16 protein-coding genes are annotated in these 16,183 nt (G+C 63.0%); 5 read left to right on the top strand and 11 right to left on the bottom strand.

Features of this window, described 5'->3' with window-relative positions:
• Positions 1-47: 47 nt before the first annotated feature.
• The 3 genes from P6U25_RS11610 to P6U25_RS11600 are packed head-to-tail and all read left to right on the top strand — an operon-like array spanning position 48 to position 3,005.
• On the top strand, positions 48-1,712 hold the full coding sequence (locus P6U25_RS11610; RefSeq protein ID WP_407151304.1) for a methanol/ethanol family PQQ-dependent dehydrogenase: 1,665 nt from the start codon (positions 48-50) through the stop codon (positions 1,710-1,712).
• A 34-nt stretch (positions 1,713-1,746) separates the two neighbouring features.
• Entirely contained in the window at positions 1,747-2,076 is a 330-nt protein-coding gene (locus P6U25_RS11605; protein ID WP_407151303.1) for a c-type cytochrome, read from the top strand.
• Positions 2,073-3,005, top strand: a complete 933-nt coding sequence (locus tag P6U25_RS11600) for a substrate-binding periplasmic protein (protein WP_407151302.1) — start codon at positions 2,073-2,075, stop codon at positions 3,003-3,005. Before P6U25_RS11605 ends, P6U25_RS11600 begins: the two co-directional genes overlap by 4 nt.
• A gap of 24 nt (positions 3,006-3,029) precedes the next feature.
• On the opposite strand, the gene P6U25_RS11595 is transcribed toward P6U25_RS11600, so the two are convergent.
• From P6U25_RS11595 to P6U25_RS11545, 11 genes are all read right to left on the bottom strand, one after another.
• On the bottom strand, positions 3,030-3,938 hold the full coding sequence (locus P6U25_RS11595; protein ID WP_407151301.1) for a flagellin: 909 nt from the start codon (positions 3,936-3,938) through the stop codon (positions 3,030-3,032).
• A gap of 16 nt (positions 3,939-3,954) precedes the next feature.
• Positions 3,955-5,736 carry a flagellar hook-associated protein FlgK gene (gene flgK / locus P6U25_RS11590; RefSeq protein ID WP_407151300.1) on the bottom strand — a complete coding sequence of 594 codons (1,782 nt, stop codon included), beginning with the start codon at positions 5,734-5,736 and terminating at the stop codon, positions 3,955-3,957.
• A gap of 24 nt (positions 5,737-5,760) precedes the next feature.
• Positions 5,761-6,216, bottom strand: a complete 456-nt coding sequence (locus tag P6U25_RS11585) for a flagellar protein FlgN (protein WP_407151299.1) — start codon at positions 6,214-6,216, stop codon at positions 5,761-5,763.
• Between the two features lie 19 nt (positions 6,217-6,235).
• A complete protein-coding gene (locus tag P6U25_RS11580) occupies positions 6,236-6,469 on the bottom strand; it encodes a hypothetical protein (RefSeq protein ID WP_407151298.1) in 234 nt (77 codons plus the stop codon).
• Between the two features lie 23 nt (positions 6,470-6,492).
• Positions 6,493-7,761: a flagellar hook protein FlgE gene (gene flgE / locus P6U25_RS11575; RefSeq protein WP_407151297.1), complete on the bottom strand. Its 1,269-nt coding sequence runs from the start codon at positions 7,759-7,761 to the stop codon at positions 6,493-6,495.
• A gap of 19 nt (positions 7,762-7,780) precedes the next feature.
• Positions 7,781-8,443, bottom strand: a complete 663-nt coding sequence (locus tag P6U25_RS11570; RefSeq protein WP_407151296.1) for a flagellar hook assembly protein FlgD — start codon at positions 8,441-8,443, stop codon at positions 7,781-7,783.
• Positions 8,444-8,682: 239 nt separating this feature from the next.
• Entirely contained in the window at positions 8,683-9,078 is a 396-nt protein-coding gene (locus tag P6U25_RS11565) for a hypothetical protein (RefSeq protein ID WP_407151295.1), read from the bottom strand.
• A gap of 194 nt (positions 9,079-9,272) precedes the next feature.
• Complete coding sequence (gene fliS / locus P6U25_RS11560; RefSeq protein ID WP_407151294.1) at positions 9,273-9,701, bottom strand: flagellar export chaperone FliS; 429 nt, start codon at positions 9,699-9,701, stop codon at positions 9,273-9,275.
• Positions 9,701-11,407, bottom strand: a complete 1,707-nt coding sequence (gene fliD, locus P6U25_RS11555) for a flagellar filament capping protein FliD (protein ID WP_407151293.1) — start codon at positions 11,405-11,407, stop codon at positions 9,701-9,703. The genes fliS and fliD overlap by 1 nt, the downstream gene beginning before the upstream one ends.
• Before the next feature lie 63 nt (positions 11,408-11,470).
• On the bottom strand, positions 11,471-12,295 hold the full coding sequence (locus P6U25_RS11550; protein ID WP_407151292.1) for a flagellin: 825 nt from the start codon (positions 12,293-12,295) through the stop codon (positions 11,471-11,473).
• A 135-nt stretch (positions 12,296-12,430) separates the two neighbouring features.
• Positions 12,431-13,135, bottom strand: a complete 705-nt coding sequence (locus tag P6U25_RS11545) for an RNA polymerase sigma factor (RefSeq protein ID WP_407151291.1) — start codon at positions 13,133-13,135, stop codon at positions 12,431-12,433.
• Positions 13,136-13,427: 292 nt separating this feature from the next.
• Between P6U25_RS11545 and P6U25_RS11540 the strand changes: the two genes are divergently transcribed.
• Together P6U25_RS11540 and P6U25_RS11535 are read left to right on the top strand one after the other, a co-directional pair.
• A complete protein-coding gene (locus tag P6U25_RS11540) occupies positions 13,428-13,622 on the top strand; it encodes a hypothetical protein (protein WP_407151290.1) in 195 nt (64 codons plus the stop codon).
• Positions 13,623-13,801: 179 nt separating this feature from the next.
• The gene (locus tag P6U25_RS11535) at positions 13,802-16,135 is read left to right on the top strand and encodes a hypothetical protein (RefSeq protein ID WP_407151289.1); all 2,334 of its coding nucleotides are present in this window, start codon (positions 13,802-13,804) and stop codon (positions 16,133-16,135) included.
• The last annotated feature ends 48 nt before the right edge of the window (positions 16,136-16,183 follow it).

Here is a 16,183-nt window from a genome sequence, read left to right as displayed (position 1 = left end):
CAACGTCAGGAATAGGCGTGCAAGTTAAAGTCCATTGGGAGGAACGGATGAAACGCATTGCGCTGGCCGCAAGCCTCGTAGTCTTTGCATCGTACGGTGCAAGCGCCCAAACCACCGAGCAGTTGGTTAAGGGTTCGACTGATACTTCAAATGTTCTCAATTACGGCATGGGCTACAATCTTCAGCGCTTCTCGACGCTGAACCAGATCAATAAGGAGACCATCAAGAATCTGGTCCCGGTCTGGAATTACAGTCTCAACGACGACCGCAGCGAGGAATCGCAACCGCTGGTCTATCAGGGCGTCATCTACCTCACCACGCACAACGCGACGATCGCGGTCGACGCCAAGACCGGCAAGCAGATCTGGAAGAGCAAGGTCGAATATCCCGCAGAGACGCCACGCATCGTCTGCTGCGGCATCATCAACCGCGGCGCCGCGCTGTACGACGGCAAGGTGTTCCGCACCACGCTCGACGCCAATGTGATCGCGCTCGATGCCAAGACCGGCAAGGAGCTGTGGCGTCAGAAGGCCGCCGACATCAAGGAAGGCTACTCGATGACGGTGGCCCCGCTGGTCGCCGACGGCGTGGTCATCACCGGCATCTCGGGCGCCGAATTCGGCACCCGCGGCTTCATCGACGGCTGGGATCCGGCGACCGGCAAGCGACTCTGGCGCACCTACTCGATCCCGACCCCTGACGAGCCCGGCGGCGATACCTGGAAGGGCGACACCTGGAAGCTCGGCGGCGGCTCGACCTGGATCACCGGCTCCTACGATCCGGAGCTGAACACGGTGTATTGGGGCATCGGCAATCCCGGCCCGTTCAATGCGGCCGTGCGCCCCGGCGACAACCTCTACACCTGCTCGGTGCTCGCGCTCGATCCGAAGACCGGCAAGATCAGGTGGCACTACCAGTTCTCGCCGAACAACCCATTCGACTACGACTCGGTGGCCGAAATGGTGCTTGCCGACATGAATGTCGAGGGCAAGCCGACCAAGGTGCTGATGGACGCCAACCGCAACGGCTTCTTCTATGTGCTCGACCGCACCAATGGAAAGCTGCTCGCGGCCAATCCTTATGTGAAGGTCAACTGGGCCACCGGTATCGACATGAAAACCGGCCGCCCGATCGAGACCGACGTCGCCAAGGACGCGCGCGACGGCAAGAAGGTCACCGTCTACCCGTCGATCCTCGGCGGCAAGAACTGGGAGCCGATGTCGTACAACCCGCAGACCGGCCTCGCCTACGCGAACACGCTCGCATTCGGCGGCAGGTACAAGGCCGAACCCGTCACCTTCAAGCAGGGCGAGTGGTATCTCGGCATGGACCTGACCGATCCCTGGGAATGGGGTGACGGCCCGCGCGGTCATCTCAAGGCGATCGATCCCTTGACCGGCAAAGCGAAGTGGGAAGCACCGAGCGACATTCCGCGCTTTTCCGGCGTGCTGTCGACCGCAGGCGGCGTTGTCTTCACCGGCGCATTAACCGGCGAGTTCGAGGCCTTCGACGCCGAGAACGGCAAGAAGCTGTGGCAGTTCCAGACCGGCTCGGGCATCGAGGGTCAACCGGTGACCTGGCAGCAGGACGGCGTGCAATACGTCGCCGTCACGTCAGGCTATGGCGGTGTCTACTCGCTGTTCTCCGGTGACGAGCGGCTTGCCAAGGTGCCGCCCGGCGGCTCGCTCTGGGTCTTCGCGGTCAAGCACTGAGCGCGGAGCGGACGTGACGGAAAGAGCAACTCTGTTGACGGCGGCGATCCTCGCCGCCGTCGCGACGGCCTCGATCGTGCAGATTGCGGCCGCCGCTCAGCAACCCAGTGCAATTGACCTTCAGGGTCAGGTCGACCAGGGCAAGGTGACCTACGCGAAGAACTGCTCGCATTGCCATGGCCCCAACATGGTCAACTCCGGAACCATCACGCCGGACCTGCGCGCATTTCCTGACGACAAGACGCGCTTCGTGACCACCGTGAAGCAGGGAAAGAACGGCAGGATGCCGCCCTGGGCGGACATTCTAACGGACCAGGAAATCGCCGACGTCTGGGCCTTCGTGTCGAGCCGGAGGAGTCCATGAGGGCCTTCCTCGCCGGCTCGGTGACCGCCCTCCTCCTTGCATTGGCGATGGCGACCGCGGTGCGGGCCGCCGACGAACCGCTCAAGGTGTGCCTCGACGAGGATCTTCCACCTCTCTCCGTGCATCATCGCGGCAAGCCCGACCAGGGCTTCGATGTGGCGCTCGCGCAAGCGATCGCCGAACGGCTTGGGCGCCCACTGAAGATCCAGTGGTTCGAAACCAAGCTCGACGAGGATTCCAGCCCCTCGCTCGAGGCCAACGCGCTGCTGTCGGACGGCCGGTGCTCCCTGGTCGGCGGCTACGCCCTGACCAAGGATTCCCTCGTGGTGCCCGGCGTCAAGACCGCCAAGCTGCCGGACTTCGACGGCGCCACCCGGGACGACCATCGCCGGAGGATTCCGATTGGCGTGCTGGTGCCGAGCCAGCCCTACATCTATTCGCCGATGACAGTCGTGCTCGGCCCCAAGGCCAGGGACCGCAAGGTCGCCGGCATCGGTGATCTCGCCGGCCTCCGGATCGGAATCGAGAGCGGAGCGCTGGGCGATGCCGTCCTCATGACCTTCGACAAGGGCAAGCTGATCGACGATATCACTCACCTTGTTCCGGGCCGCAGCGATCTGCTCGGCTCGATCGAAAGCGGCGAGTTCGATGCGACGCTGCTCGACATGCGTCGGTTCGATGCCTACCGCGCAAGCCATCCCGACACCAAGATCACTGCGTCCGGATATTACTATCCGATCGGCGCCAATCGCGGTTACGTCGCGCTCGACAGCGACAGGACGCTGCTGGACGCGGTGAACAAGGTACTCTCGGACTTGCAGGCCGGTGGCAAGATCGCCGAGCTCGGTCAGGCGGCCGGCCTCACCTACCTCGCTCCACGCGAGCCGATCATCCTCGGCGACGTATGGCTGAAGATCCTGAACCGGTAGGACCGGACCACGCGTCGAGGCCGGCTACTTCAAGTAGTTCGCCAGGCTGAGGCTCTGGATCTTGGCGATCGCCGAGTAGGACGCGGTCAACTGCGTCTGGTAGGTCGACAGTTGCGCAGTGACGGCCGCGACGTCGACATTGGTGAGGTCGCCGCCCAGGGTTTGGGCGAAATTCTGGTAGTCGCTCTGGCTCGCGCCCGCCGTTTCGATTTGCGATGCCGCGGTCGAGAGTTTCGCCTGCACGGTGGACACCGCATCGAGCGCGCTGCCCGCGAGGTCCAGTGCCTGCGAGATATCGCTCGATGACAGCGATGTGCTGTTGCCGACGAATTTCAGCACCCGCATCACCTGCTCGAAGGCCGAATTGTCCGCGGTGACGCCGTAGGAGACGGTCTGGTTGTCCGCGACCCGGACCGACGCGATCTCGCTGTCACCATGGTAGTAGCTGGTATCGGACGTCGTCAGCGATCCTGTCCCGCTCGAAAAACCTGTCAAATCAACCGGCGCCGTATCGGTGCGGGCGCCGCTGAAGACGTACTGCCCGTCACACTGCGTGTTGAGCAGCCCGCCCATCTGCGACAGCGCCTGCTGGGCCGAGTTGATCACCGACGTGGTCGCCGTGCTGCTGCCGGTGGTGGCGGCGCTGAGCTGGGTGCGAAGCTGGGTGATGATGTTGGTCATCGTTCCGACCGCCGAATACATCACCTGCACCTTGCTATCGGCGACGTTGGCGGCGTCGATGTAGGACTGCGAACGCGTCACCGAGACCTGCAGGTTGATCACGCGCTCGGCGTCGGCGCCATAGCCGGCGAAATCCTGCGATTTCTGCCCGGACGATTCCTGGACCTGCTCATTGGCCATCACCGCCTGCATCCGCAGCGCGCTCGCGATCATCTGGTCTGACAGCGCAAAGGTGGCTACACGCATCACCATGACCGTACCCTCCACCTCAGCCCGTCGACTGCAGTGCGGTGATCAATGACGAGAACATGCTGTTGATCACCTGGATCAGCTCGGAAGCCGCCGTGTACTTGTTCTGCAGCGTGCTCAGATTTGCCGTCTCCTCGTCGATATTGACACCGGACTGCGAGGACAGCGAGCTCGCGTAGGTCGATTGTGCCGTCTGCTTCGCGGCATAGGTCGCCGACGCCTGGGTCGCCTTGCTGGCGACGTTGGCTACGATGGAGGCTGCGTAATCGGAGAACGAGGCGGTCGTGGCCCCCAAGCCGCCGGCCATGGCGAAGTTCGTCGATCCCGTCAGCGTGCCCTGCAGCGCATTGAGCACCGTGACGGAGCCGGACGACAGCACGGAATTTCCGACGCTCGGCGACGAGGACGAATCCAGCGTCGCCGTCGGCAGCCCGGCGGCCCCGCTCAGGATGTCGCTACGCACCGCAATGCTCGATGCATTCGTCCCGGTGATCAGGTCATTGAGGCCGAAGTAGTCCGAGAATCCCTGGCCTGAGCCGACCGAGCTCGTCATCTCGTTGATCGAGACGCCGTTGCCTGATCCGCTTGCCGTGAGCATCAGCCGTCCGTTGGCATTGATCGACGCCGTAACCCCAGAGGTCCCGTGATTGATCGCGTCGACGAGATCGCCGACATTCGTATAAGATGCCAAGTTGATGTCCTGATAGGAGACCAGGTTTCCGTTTTGGTCCACGACCGCGAGGCGCACCGTGCCGGTGGCCGATAGCGGTGTCGTGCTGCTCACCGTGGTCGCTCCGGTCAGGCTGGTCGGCGGCGGCACCGCGGTGCCCTGGTTCGAGACCGCGTTGACGCTCGAGGCAAGCTGCTGCGCCAGCTCGTCGAGCTGCGATTGCGCGTTCGGCAGCGTCTGGTCGCGCAGCGTGATCAGGGCGCCGACATTGCCGGAGGTGATCTGCGAGGTGATGTCGACGCCGTTCACCGTGATGCCGCTGAAGCCGCTTGAGGAGGATCCTGGGGTATAGGCGGTTGACGCCGTGACACTCGATGCCGGCGTATAGCTCAGCGGGTGCGCGGTGCTATCGACCAGGGCCTGCCCCGAACTGGTATAGACCTGCAGATCGCCGTTCGACGCGGTGAAGTAGCTCACATTCATCATCGCCGCGAGGTCCTGCACCGCAGAGTTGCGCTGGTCCTCCAGATCCGCAGTCGATTGCCCCGCCGCGGTTTCCTGCTTGATCTGCGCGTTCAGGTCGGAGATCTGCTGCAGGTCCGAATTGATGTCGGTGACCGACGATGCGATATCCTTGTCGGCATTGGCGCGCAGCTTCTGGATTCCGCTAGACGTATTCTGCAGTTGCGTCGTGACGGCATCGAGCGCCGCGATCGCATTTGATTGCAGCGACGCATTGTTCGGCGTGCTCGCAAGTGATGTCAGCGCCGTCTGGAATGCCGCCAGCGAATTGGCGAGCGATGTCCCGGTCGAGGAACTGCTAGCGCTCGAGGTGCTGCCGTAGAGCTGCTCGAGCTGGGTCAAATAGTTGTTGGCGGTGTTGGCAGCGCCGAGATCGGACGTGGCCCCGACCAGCGACTTCAGAAGCAACTTGTCGACGGCACTGCTGATTCCCGTGACGGTGACTCCGGTGCCGACGCCGGCGGTGACGTTGCTGATCTGGTTGGCAGTCTTGTCGGTATAGCCCTTGGTGTCGGCGTTGGAGATGTTAGCCGAGGCCACGCTGATCTGCACCTGCGTGGCCGAGAGCCCGCTAAACGCAATACTTTGCGCGATGTTGAGCGAAGACACGACGAACTCCCCTGGCGGGCTCGATCAGGCCTGTACGTTGGTCCCATAGGACATCGCGGAAGTAACGCGACGGCCGCTGGCGCCATACGGCGACACGGTGGCGATCTGCTCGCGGATCGCCTGCATGATCGCCTCGATCCGGCGGTTGCTGGCCTCGATCGCCGCGCGCAGCCGCATGACGTTCTCGTCCATGGCTGCGCGCAGCCGCAGGATCCGTTCCATGAGCTGCTCGCGCAGTACGCGATCCGGGACATTGAGGTTTGCCGTCTTGTCCACGGCCTCGGCCACACTCTGCTCGAACAAGTTGGCAAGTCTGTTCTTTTCATCGACCTGCTTCAATCGCGACGCCGGCAGGCCCTTGGCGAGTTCGGCGTTCTCCTCGTTCACGACAGCGATCAGGCCGTCGATCAGCGCGATCAACGCCTTTGCACGCCCGTCGCCGTCAGCGGGATTGAGCTTGATGTTGGCTGCCGGTTTCATGTTGTCACTCCCGTCCGTGTTAGTGTCCGCGGCGCAGGGCGCGGACCGATTGCGCGCCGCGCCCGTAAGCGGTGATGGCCGTTGCCCGAGACATTGCCCGGTTGATTTCATTGTCGAGCCGTACACATTCGCGCATCAACCGGTCTCGCACTATTGCGATGTCGTCGAGCAGCGCGCAGAGCTGGGCCCGGTCATCGGGCTGCACGGAAGCAGCGCGCGCCTGAAGCCGCCGAAGCCTGAGCAGCAAGTGCATGCTCTCATTGTTTGCGGGGACTATCATCGCGACACCGCCGAGATCAGCGTATCGAACATCTTATTGACAGTGGTGATCACCTGCGAGGCCGCCGAATAAGCTTGCTGCGCGGAGATCATGTTGGAGAACTGGCCGCTGGTGTCGGTGGTGCTCGATTCGAGCTCGCTTCCGTAGATCGTGCCAGCACCATTGGTGCCCGAGGTCTGCAGCGTTGCATTGCCGGAATCCACCGTCGACGAATACATGCCGTTGCTGCCCGCGGTCAGCCCGTTCGGATCGCTGAACGTCGCGACCGCGATCTTGTAGATCGCGATGGTCTGGCCGTTGGAGTACGTCGCATTGACCACGCCGTTCTTGCCGACCGAAATGCTGCTCAACTTGCCGTAGGCAAGGCCATCCGAGTTGATGCCCGTCAGATTGACCGCCGGCGTGGTCTGGCCCGACGCGTACTGGGTCAATCCGTCGGTCTTGCCGACGGTGCCGAGATTGAGCGCGATCGCGCTGTTGCTGGCTCCGTCAGTCCAGCCGGTTACGGAGATCGTCGGTGGGCTCGGCGTCGTCGAGGCAAGCGAACCGTCGCTATTGAACTCGATCGTCACCGAACCGCTCGTGGTGCCGGTCGTTGTGCTCGAGTCGGCGGCGAGTGTCGGATTGCCGAGGCTTGCGGTCCAGGTGTTGGCAGCCGTCTTCTCCCATGTGATCTGGATCGAGTTCGCGGTCCCGAGCGAGTCGTAGACGGTCATCGAACTGGTGAATGTGGCATTCACCGCCGCATCCGACGGCAGGTTGGCCGCAATCGTCGTCTTGGTAGTCGCGCTGCCGCTGGTGGAAGCCACCTGTGTGTTGATCGGCGTCAGGCTCGCGGCCGAGGCGTTGCCGACGATATTGCCCTGCGCGTCGGTGCGCCAACCCTCGAGGTAATAGCCGTTGTTGACGAGGTAGCCCGCATTGTCAGTAGTGAACGCGCCGTTTCGGGTATAGTAGGTGGAGCCGCCGGCTTTCGCGTCGGTCGCCGCGAAGAAGCCTGCGCCCTGAATCGCGACGTCGGTGGCGTTGGTGGTTGCAGACAGCAACCCCTGCTGGGTGATATTGGCGCGGCCGGACACCGTGACGCCGCCCGACGTGTACGAGGTCGCGCTGCTCGACGCGGTCACCAGATCCTCGAACATCGCCGAGGTGGTCTTGTAACCCGTGGTATCGGCATTGGAGATGTTGTCGGAGATCATCGCCAATGACTGGCTCTGCGAGTTGAGCGCCGAAATTGCCGAGGAAAGTGCGCCAGTAAGACTCATGATGTCACTCCGGATACAATCAGGACGAGACGCCGATGATGTTGGCGGCGCTGATGGGAACGCCGTTCACGAGCAGCGACGGCGTCGAGCCGGAAGCATCGATCCCGGTCACCGTTCCGGTCATCGTCGCGTAGTTGAGCAGCGAGTTGCCGGTGGAGTCGGTCGCCGTCACCTGGATCGTGTACTGGCCGCCATTGCTGAGCTGCGTGCCGTTCGTGGTCTGGCCATTCCAGGTGAAGGTGTTCGAACCAGCGTTTCCGGTGCCACTGCCGGTCCACACCGTATTGCCCGACGAGTCCTGGATCGCGATCGACACGTTGGACGCCGCCGACGAGAGCGAGTAGCCGAACGTGGCCGAGCCATTGGTCAGCTCCGCCGTATTCGTCTTCGCTTCAACGGTGTGGCCGATATAGTTGACCGAGTTGAGCGTCACGAGGCTCGAGAACGAACTCGCGAGCGACGTCATGCTGCTGTTGATCGACTGCTGCTCGGTGAAATTGGCGTAGGAAGTGAGCTGATTGATGAAGTCGGTCGTGCTCGTCGCGTTGAGCGGATCCTGGTTCTGCAACTCGCTGACCAGCAAATTGAGAAAGTCGGTCGAGCTCATCCCCATCGACGCGCTCGACGCTGACGTCGACGCCGCGGACGAGGTTGCTGCTGATGTGGCCGAGGATACGGTCATGACAAGACTCTCTTCGCCGCGGGCTAAAGCGACGGAACGCGTGTGAACATCGTGGTCGAGAAGGTCGTTCGCAGATGAAACGGATGACGCGCCGAATTCAGGCGCGGATTCATGCGTACGGAATCACTTGATTAATCGGCAGAATTTGCCGTGCGCGTCGCGCAACAGGCTCTTTTGGCGGCTTGCCATACGCGCGCGGAGTGGAGCGCGAGAGTCAGACGGGACCAAGCCCGAGGTGATCAGAGCGACAGGCTGATCGGCGGGCCCGGCTCGCCCAGCAGCGCCGGCGGCGCCAGTGCGGGAAACAGGCAGAGTGCCAGGAGCAGCACAGGTAGGACCTTTCCGGCCGGCGCGGATTCGCCCGAAGTTTCAGCGTCCTTCGGCTCGTCCACAGGAGCGGCCGGCTCCCTCGGCAATTTCTCTGCCGCAAGCACGATGCGATCGACAAGGCCGGCAGGCGCCCGGACCGGCGGCGCCTGCAATGCCCGGCGGACCGTGCCCGCCTCCTCGTAAAGCGCCCGCGCCTCCGCCGAAGACGCCAGAAGCTGCCCGGCAGCCAGCCGTTGATCGTCGGGCCAGCGGGACAAGTCGTCCCCCAGCCGGTCGATCAGGTCCTCGAATGTCGCAACATCCATCGCGCGCGCAGATCCAGCCTCGTCGCCAAGGCCGTCATAAAGCATTCGCGGGACGGCGGAAATCAATTTCCGCCGTCAAGGCATCAGACCGAACATCGTGTCCACCGAACTGTCGTTTCACGCCGGAATGGCTGTCGGCCACTCCGAGCCTCGGGCTCGGGCCACGCCGGCTGATTCGCAATCCGGCGGACGGCTCAGCCCCGGAGGACTGATTCGGCCATATTGGCCTTGGCGGCCCCAGCGGTCGCGTCGACATACTTCCAGGCGTCGCGGAGTTCCGTCAGGCTGGCGATGATGCGCCGGAAGCTTTCCTTGGCGTGCGGCCGTCCGTAGGTGCGCAGGCACGCCATGATCAGGGCGTTGTAGGTCCGGTACAGCCGGTCAGCCAGGGCGCCGCCGCGGGTGAAGTCGAGATTGTGGCTCAGCCCGCGCAGGATCGCGGTGGCCCGGGTCAGGTAGTCATGACCTTCCTCGAACCGCTTGGCCTCGTGCGCCTCCTGCGCCTTCTGCAGCAGCGTGATCGCACCGTCGCACAACATCACCACCGCCTTCAGCGGCGGGACCGCCACCGCGGCGGATCGATAGGCATTGTTGGCGCGATGGGCCGTGGCGTTTTGTGTCATCAGTTCTTGGATCCCGCGTTCAGGAGCGCTTGCAGGTAGCCGAGCGTGTTGTTCGCACTCTCGATCGCCGCCTGGTAGTTCGCATATTGGGTCTGCAACTGCGCCTGATAGGTCGCGGCGTTGCTCTGGATGGTGCTGACCTGCTGCTGCATGTCAGTGTCCTGCGATTGCAGATTGGAGATCATCGTCTGCAGCGATCCGGTGGTGATCGCATTGGTGTTGGCAATCTGATAGATCTGCGCCGCCAGGCCCGAGGTCGAGGTGACGGTGATCGATTGCGAGGTCGAGCCGGTGTAGGTGAAGGCCATGCCGGCATAGATCGTTCCCGCATTGCCGATGATGCTGTCGCCCATCACCGAGAATTGCGAGCTGTCACCATTGACCGACGCCGACGTCAAATTGCCGCTGGAATCAACCGCAAGGTCGAGCGTGAATGACTGCGGCGACGTCCCGGTGTTGACGACGTTGAGCTGGCTCGACGACGTGGTGGTTTGCGCCGACAGGAGCTGTGTCACGCCGCTCAGATTGGTCGACAGCACGGTGGATAAAGTTCCGGTGTCGAGCTGCAGCTCGTTGTTCGAGTTGAAGGACAGGCCGAGGTCGGCCATGGTCATGCCGCCGACCGAACCGCTCAACACCTGCTGGAGCTGCGTCATGATATCGCGCATCGTGCTGTCGCCGAACAGCACCGCGCTCGACGATGCCGTGCCGTCCGAGTTAGTGGCGGACTGTGCGATGACCTGATCGCGGAACGCGTTGTAGTCCGTCACGAACGTCTGCAGCGCCGTGGTTATCTGACTGGTGTCGGCGCCGATGCTGATGTTCAGCGTCGTGCCGGTCGGCGTCGGCTGCAACAGGTCGAAGGTGACCCCGGACAGGACGTCGGAAATATCGTTGCTGTTGCGCGTCAGCGAAATGCCGTCGAGAGCGAACTCCGCCGATTGGGCCTTCTGCAGCACATCGGTGAATGCGCCGGTCGAATCGGTGACGCCAAGCTTGTTGAGAACGTCGTCGCCCGATGTCGATGAATAGGTGATGTCGGCCGCATCCTCCGTTCCAGTCAGCACCATCTCATAGGAGCCGCTCGACACCTGAACGATCGAGGCCTGCACATTGGTGGTCGAGCTTTGCGCGTTGATGGCGTCGACGACGTCCTGCATGGACATGCCGCTGTTAACGGTGATGGCGGCGCTGCTGCCGCCAGCCAGCCCGAGCGAGAACGTTCCGGAATAGCCGAGCGCGGTCGTGGCGCTCGACTGCGCGGCGCCGATCACCTTCTGCGCGGTCGCAAGCTGGGTGATCTGGAGCGTGTGGTCGCCGGTCGCCGCGCCGTTGTTGACGCTCATCGACAGCGCCGAGGAGGCGCTGACATCGCCGGTCGAGGAGATGGTGGCCGCGCGCGTCGCGAAGGCATTGGTCGCGAGCGAATTGACGATCGACGTAGAGAGCGATGTCAGCCCCGAGGCCAGCGTCGAAAGCTCGGTCTGCAGCGTCTGGTAAGCGGAAATCTTGGCCTGGTTCGCCGTGATCTTGGTCGTGATCGAGGTCGCCTGCGCCAGCTTGGCGTCGACCTCGGCCTGGATCAGAGCGCTCCAGTCGATGCTGGTCGAATTGGTCGTGCCGGTGGTCGTGACGTTGCTCGCCGAGCTCGCTGCACTCGTGCTGGCAGAAGACGTGCTGCCCGTGGTCGCGCTGCTTACCGTCATGTCAACACGTCCATCGCAATGGGAAACGGGCCGGCACTGGGCCGGCCCGCTCCAGGTTGGCTATTAGCCGAGCAGCTTCAGCAGGTACTGCGGCATCTGGTTTGCCGCGGTTTCCGCCGACACCGCGGCCTGGGTCTTCACTTCAGCCGAAGACAGCGTCGCCTGCTCGGCGGCGATATCGACGTCCCTGATCGCCGAATTGGCCGACTGCAGGTTCTGGGTCTGGGTCGAGATCGAGTCGGCACTGAAGTTGAAGCGCGATTCCTGGGCGCCGATCTCGGCGCGGGCGGACGACACGGTGTCGATCGCGGTATCGAGCGCCGACAGCGCGCTGGTGGCGTCGGACAGCGAGCTGACGTCGAGCGAGGTCAGGCCGAGCGAGGACGCGGTCAGGGTCGACAGGGTGATCGTGATGGTGTCGGCCGAGGTCGACCCGACCAGCACCGAGACGCCCGAGGAGAACACGCTCGAACCGTCCAGCAAGCTCTGGCTGCTGTAACGAGTGCCCGAGGAAATCGAGTCGATTTCACCCTTGAGCTGTGAGAATTCCGAGTTGATATAGGCGCGGCTGGAGTCGGTCACGGTACCCGAGGCGGACTCCGAGGCCAGCGACTTCATGCGGGCGAGGATGTCGGAGATGTTGGACGCGCCGCCATCGGCGGTCTGCAGGATCGAGGTGGCCTGCGACGCGTTGGTCGCGGCCTGCTGCAGCGTGGTAATGTCGGACGAGATGCGGGTCGAGATCGCGAGGCCGGCAGCGTCGTCGGACGCCGAGGTGATGCGCGAACCGCTCGACAGCTTCGAGAGCGCGCTGGTTTCCTGCTGCGAGTTGATATTCAGGTAGCGCACCGCGGCGTTGGCCGCCGTATTGGTGGAAATTGCGGGCATATAGAGCTCCTGTGCTGATGGGCATGGATGCCGCATCGTGAAAGAGAGGTGACGCGGATCCAGCCCCCGTCCGACCGATCAAACGGAGCGGCCGCGGGTGGTCAGGCGCGAAATCTTCAGAAGCCAGGCTTATGGTTAGCAGTCGGTAAACGCCTTGCGCAAGTCGCGCTCGTGTCTTCGCAGCATCTCTCGCAACTGTTGCCGCCCACGCTTCAACAGCGACTCTACCGCAGCCACGGTGGTGTCCATGACCTCGGCGATCTCGCCGTTGCTCATGTTCTCATGATAGGAAAGGATCACCGCGACACGCTGCTGCTCGGGCAGCCGCTGCATCGCAACTTCAAGGAGATTGCCGATCTCGTTGCGCTCGATGACGCTCGAGGCGTCGAGCTGCGTGTCGGCGACCTCGGGCACCGCGTCGACATTCTCGGTGCGCGGCTTGCGGCGCAGGTCGATGCAGCGGTTGCTGACCACGCGATAGAGCCAGGTCGAGAACTTGGCGCGGCCGTGCTGCCAGCGGCCGCGATGCGTCCACACCTTCAGCATGGTGTCCTGAACCACGTCCTCGGCATCGGCGGCATTGCCGACGATGCGCAGCGCGATGGCGTAAGCACGATCGACGTGACGCTCGACGAGCAGACGAAAGGCTGCCTCGTCGCCGGCGGCAAGACGGTCCAGCAACTCCTTGTCTTCGTCGTGGATCTCGACGGTGTCGAGCGGGACGGCATCGGCGACCGTGGGAACGTCGCTCCATGGAGAGGTCGTCGCCTCAATCGGCGCGACCGCAGCGCTCGCCGTCTCGACCTCGGCCGGTGCCCTTATATCAAGCGCGTAGCTCATCCCCCACTCTCCAACCCACGCCGATGGCACACATCCCATGCGGCTTCTGAGCGTTGAACGCAGAGGCTGAGCAATTCAGGCGAACTTTTTTCGTTGTTTTTCAAATGCTTAGCTGGCGATTTTTGCCGCCCGCCCGGCAAAAGATGCCGGCTCGCCGGCGCGCGGGGAAGACTTCGGCATGGTTGAGAGCGGTCGTTCAGCATCGCCTTGATTTCCGCGGTACAGATGATCGCGCCGGAAAACGCTGTGGTCACACCAACTAACGCTACTCGAACACAGGCATGCGCGCAGCATGCGGATCATCGATCATCGCGTGGTCGCTCGCTTGCATTCGATGAAAGCGACTAGGCAATTTTTTCCGAATCACCAATTCGACGTTATCGATTTTTTTGAATCTGTCAGTCGTGAAGCGCGCGTTTTGGAATCTCGCGGCAACTTTTTTGAATCGTCGCGCCTGATTTGTCGCAACGATGCGTTCAACGCATGAGGATTGGCGAGGCTTTGCGCATGACGATCATGACGCTCGACGCGACGCGTCGCGCGCGAAATGTTTCTGCATGTTCGTTCGATGTTTTCGATACATTTCTGTTGCGCGCATGCACGACGCCGGATGGCGTATTTGAAAGAGTTTTTCAGCTTTCGTGCATTGCTGAAAAATTTCCGCATATGTCCGTCAGTTTCGTTCAGCATCGAATCCAGGCCGAAGCACGCGCGCGCAAGCTCGCCGCGGAACGTCGCGATTCTGCGGAAGTCCACATCGCAGACATCTACAAGTACTTTCCGTTCAAGCTGTTCGGCCTGAACCGCGATGCGTTGCAGGATCTCGCCGAGATCGAGTTTCAGGCCGAACTCGAGCTCTGTCGCGTCAATCCGGAAATGATCCAGCAATATCTGGACATGAGACGCAGCGGTTTTCGCGTCGGCTTCATTTCCGACACCTACTGGAACTCCGATCAGCTCGCGGAGCTGCTCCGCGTCTGCAGCCCCGGGCTGACCTGGGACTTCCTCTACGCGTCCTGCGACCATCACAGCAGCAAGAGCGAGACGCTGTTTGCGACCTATCTCGCCGAGCAGGGCGTCGACGCAGCAAGCTCGTTCCACATCGGCGACAACGAGAAAGCCGACATCAAGAGCGCGCGGCGTCACGGCATCCGCCCGCGCTACTATCCGCAGGCGAGCGCGGCACTAGCCTCGAAGTTGCAGCGCGAGACATCGATGTTCGAATTACTGTGCCCTGCGCAGCCATCGCGGCTCGATCACGGCGCCCGCACACTGCGGCGCGCGGTCACGGCGCAAAGCGCACAACAGTCCTCCGGCTTTCATCTCGGAGTGACCGTGCTGGGGCCGGTGATGGCGGCATTCGATGCGTTCATTGACGCGCGACGCACGGTTCTGGCCGAGCAAGGCGCGCGGGTCGCAGTCGGCTTTCTCGGCCGCGACGGATTTCTGCCGCATCGCGTCTGGCAAGACGCTCACGACGGAAGCGGCGCCTACCTCGAGATCAACCGCCGCGTCAGCCTGGTCGGATCGGCCGATACACTCGAACCTCTCATCGAGTTGCTGAGCCGGGTGGTCAAGATCGACGCAGCGACATTCGTGGATATCGTCAAGGTGCAGTCACCGGCGGTGATGGCATTCTTCGCGCAATATCCCGATGGCATCGCAAGCGGCCGTGATCTCGCCGACGCCCTGCCTAGTCTGATGGACACAAGCGAGATCACCGACATGGCCGCCGGCGTCCGCGCGCGTCTGCTCGCTCATCTGCGCGCGACGATCCCGGATTTCGACCATTGCACCGACCTGATCCTCGTGGACCTCGGCTATTCCGCCAGCGTTCAGAAGTCGCTGCGGCGCATCTTCGACCGCGAAGGCATTCGCATCCGCCTGCACGGTGCCTATCTTTTGACGCTCGACGATGCCTTCGACGACATCGCAGATGACGACACCGCGCAAGGATTGATCTCCGATCGCATCGTCACACCGCATGTCAAGCGCATGCTGATCCGCAACGTCGCATTGCTCGAACAGCTCTGCTGTTCCGGCGAAGGATCGGCGCGAGATTATCGGGATGGCGCGGTCCTGCGCGAGGGCGACCAGCGCCCGGCCACGCAACTGGCTCTCGGCGCCGAGATCCAGGCCGGAGCGCTGAGCTACACCTCGCGTGCCCGCGAGCTCGCACCGCGTTACGCATTGCGACCCTATGACGACGCGGCAACGACCGCACGCTGGACCGCCGCCATCCTCGGACGCCTCCTGCTGCTGCCCGACGACGACGAGCTCGTGCTGCTCGGCGGATTCATGCACGACGTCAATCTCGGCACCCAGGCGTTGGCACCGTTGCTCGACGCCAACTTCGCCAACAACTGCGTCATCGCGCGCGGTATCGGCACTGCCTGCACGGCGCCAGCGCCCCCGATGTGGCTTGCCGGCAGTTTTGCGGCGCTGTCGCCATCGTACGGCTACCTTTACGCGCTGTTCGGCGCCAACCGTCTGCCGCCGAACGTATTCGGCGAGGCGCGATGCGGCACGCTGCAGGTCGGCCTGTTTGGCGGTGACGGTAAGGCCTCTCTCGAAGCCGTCGACGTCTATCACAGCGGCCTCGGCGAGCTTCGGCTGCGCATCCCGCTGTCGCGCCGCATGGCCATCACGACGATCGCGCTCCCGCTGGCGAAGCTCGTGCGCGAAGGCATGCTCCATGGCGTGGTCGTCCAGTCCGGCGAGACCACCGCGAAGGCTGCCGAAGCTTCGAATGTGGCGGCGATCCGCGAGGGGCGGCTCGTCTATGCAGGCATCGAGAGGAACGGCCGTCACTTCCGCGCCACCAACGACGACGGCATGTTGCTCATCCCGGTCGATGCCTTCGAGGACGATATCGCGATCTACACCGTGGCCCTGGCATCGTTGAGCCACGACCGCATTCTTGCGGTCGAAGACTGCAGCATCGACGGCGCCCCGGCCGCAACGCTCTCCTGGCGTGCGTCCGCGACGAACAGCCATTGATTTGTCCGCCTGATCTGGCCGCCCCGCACGTAATAGTTAACGAGGGGT

Source organism: Bradyrhizobium sp. ORS 86 (assembly GCF_045571475.1).
GTDB lineage: Bacteria > Pseudomonadota > Alphaproteobacteria > Rhizobiales > Xanthobacteraceae > Bradyrhizobium.
The sequence above is the reverse complement of the archived record's forward strand: the minus strand, read 5'-3'. Positions and strand labels throughout refer to the sequence as shown.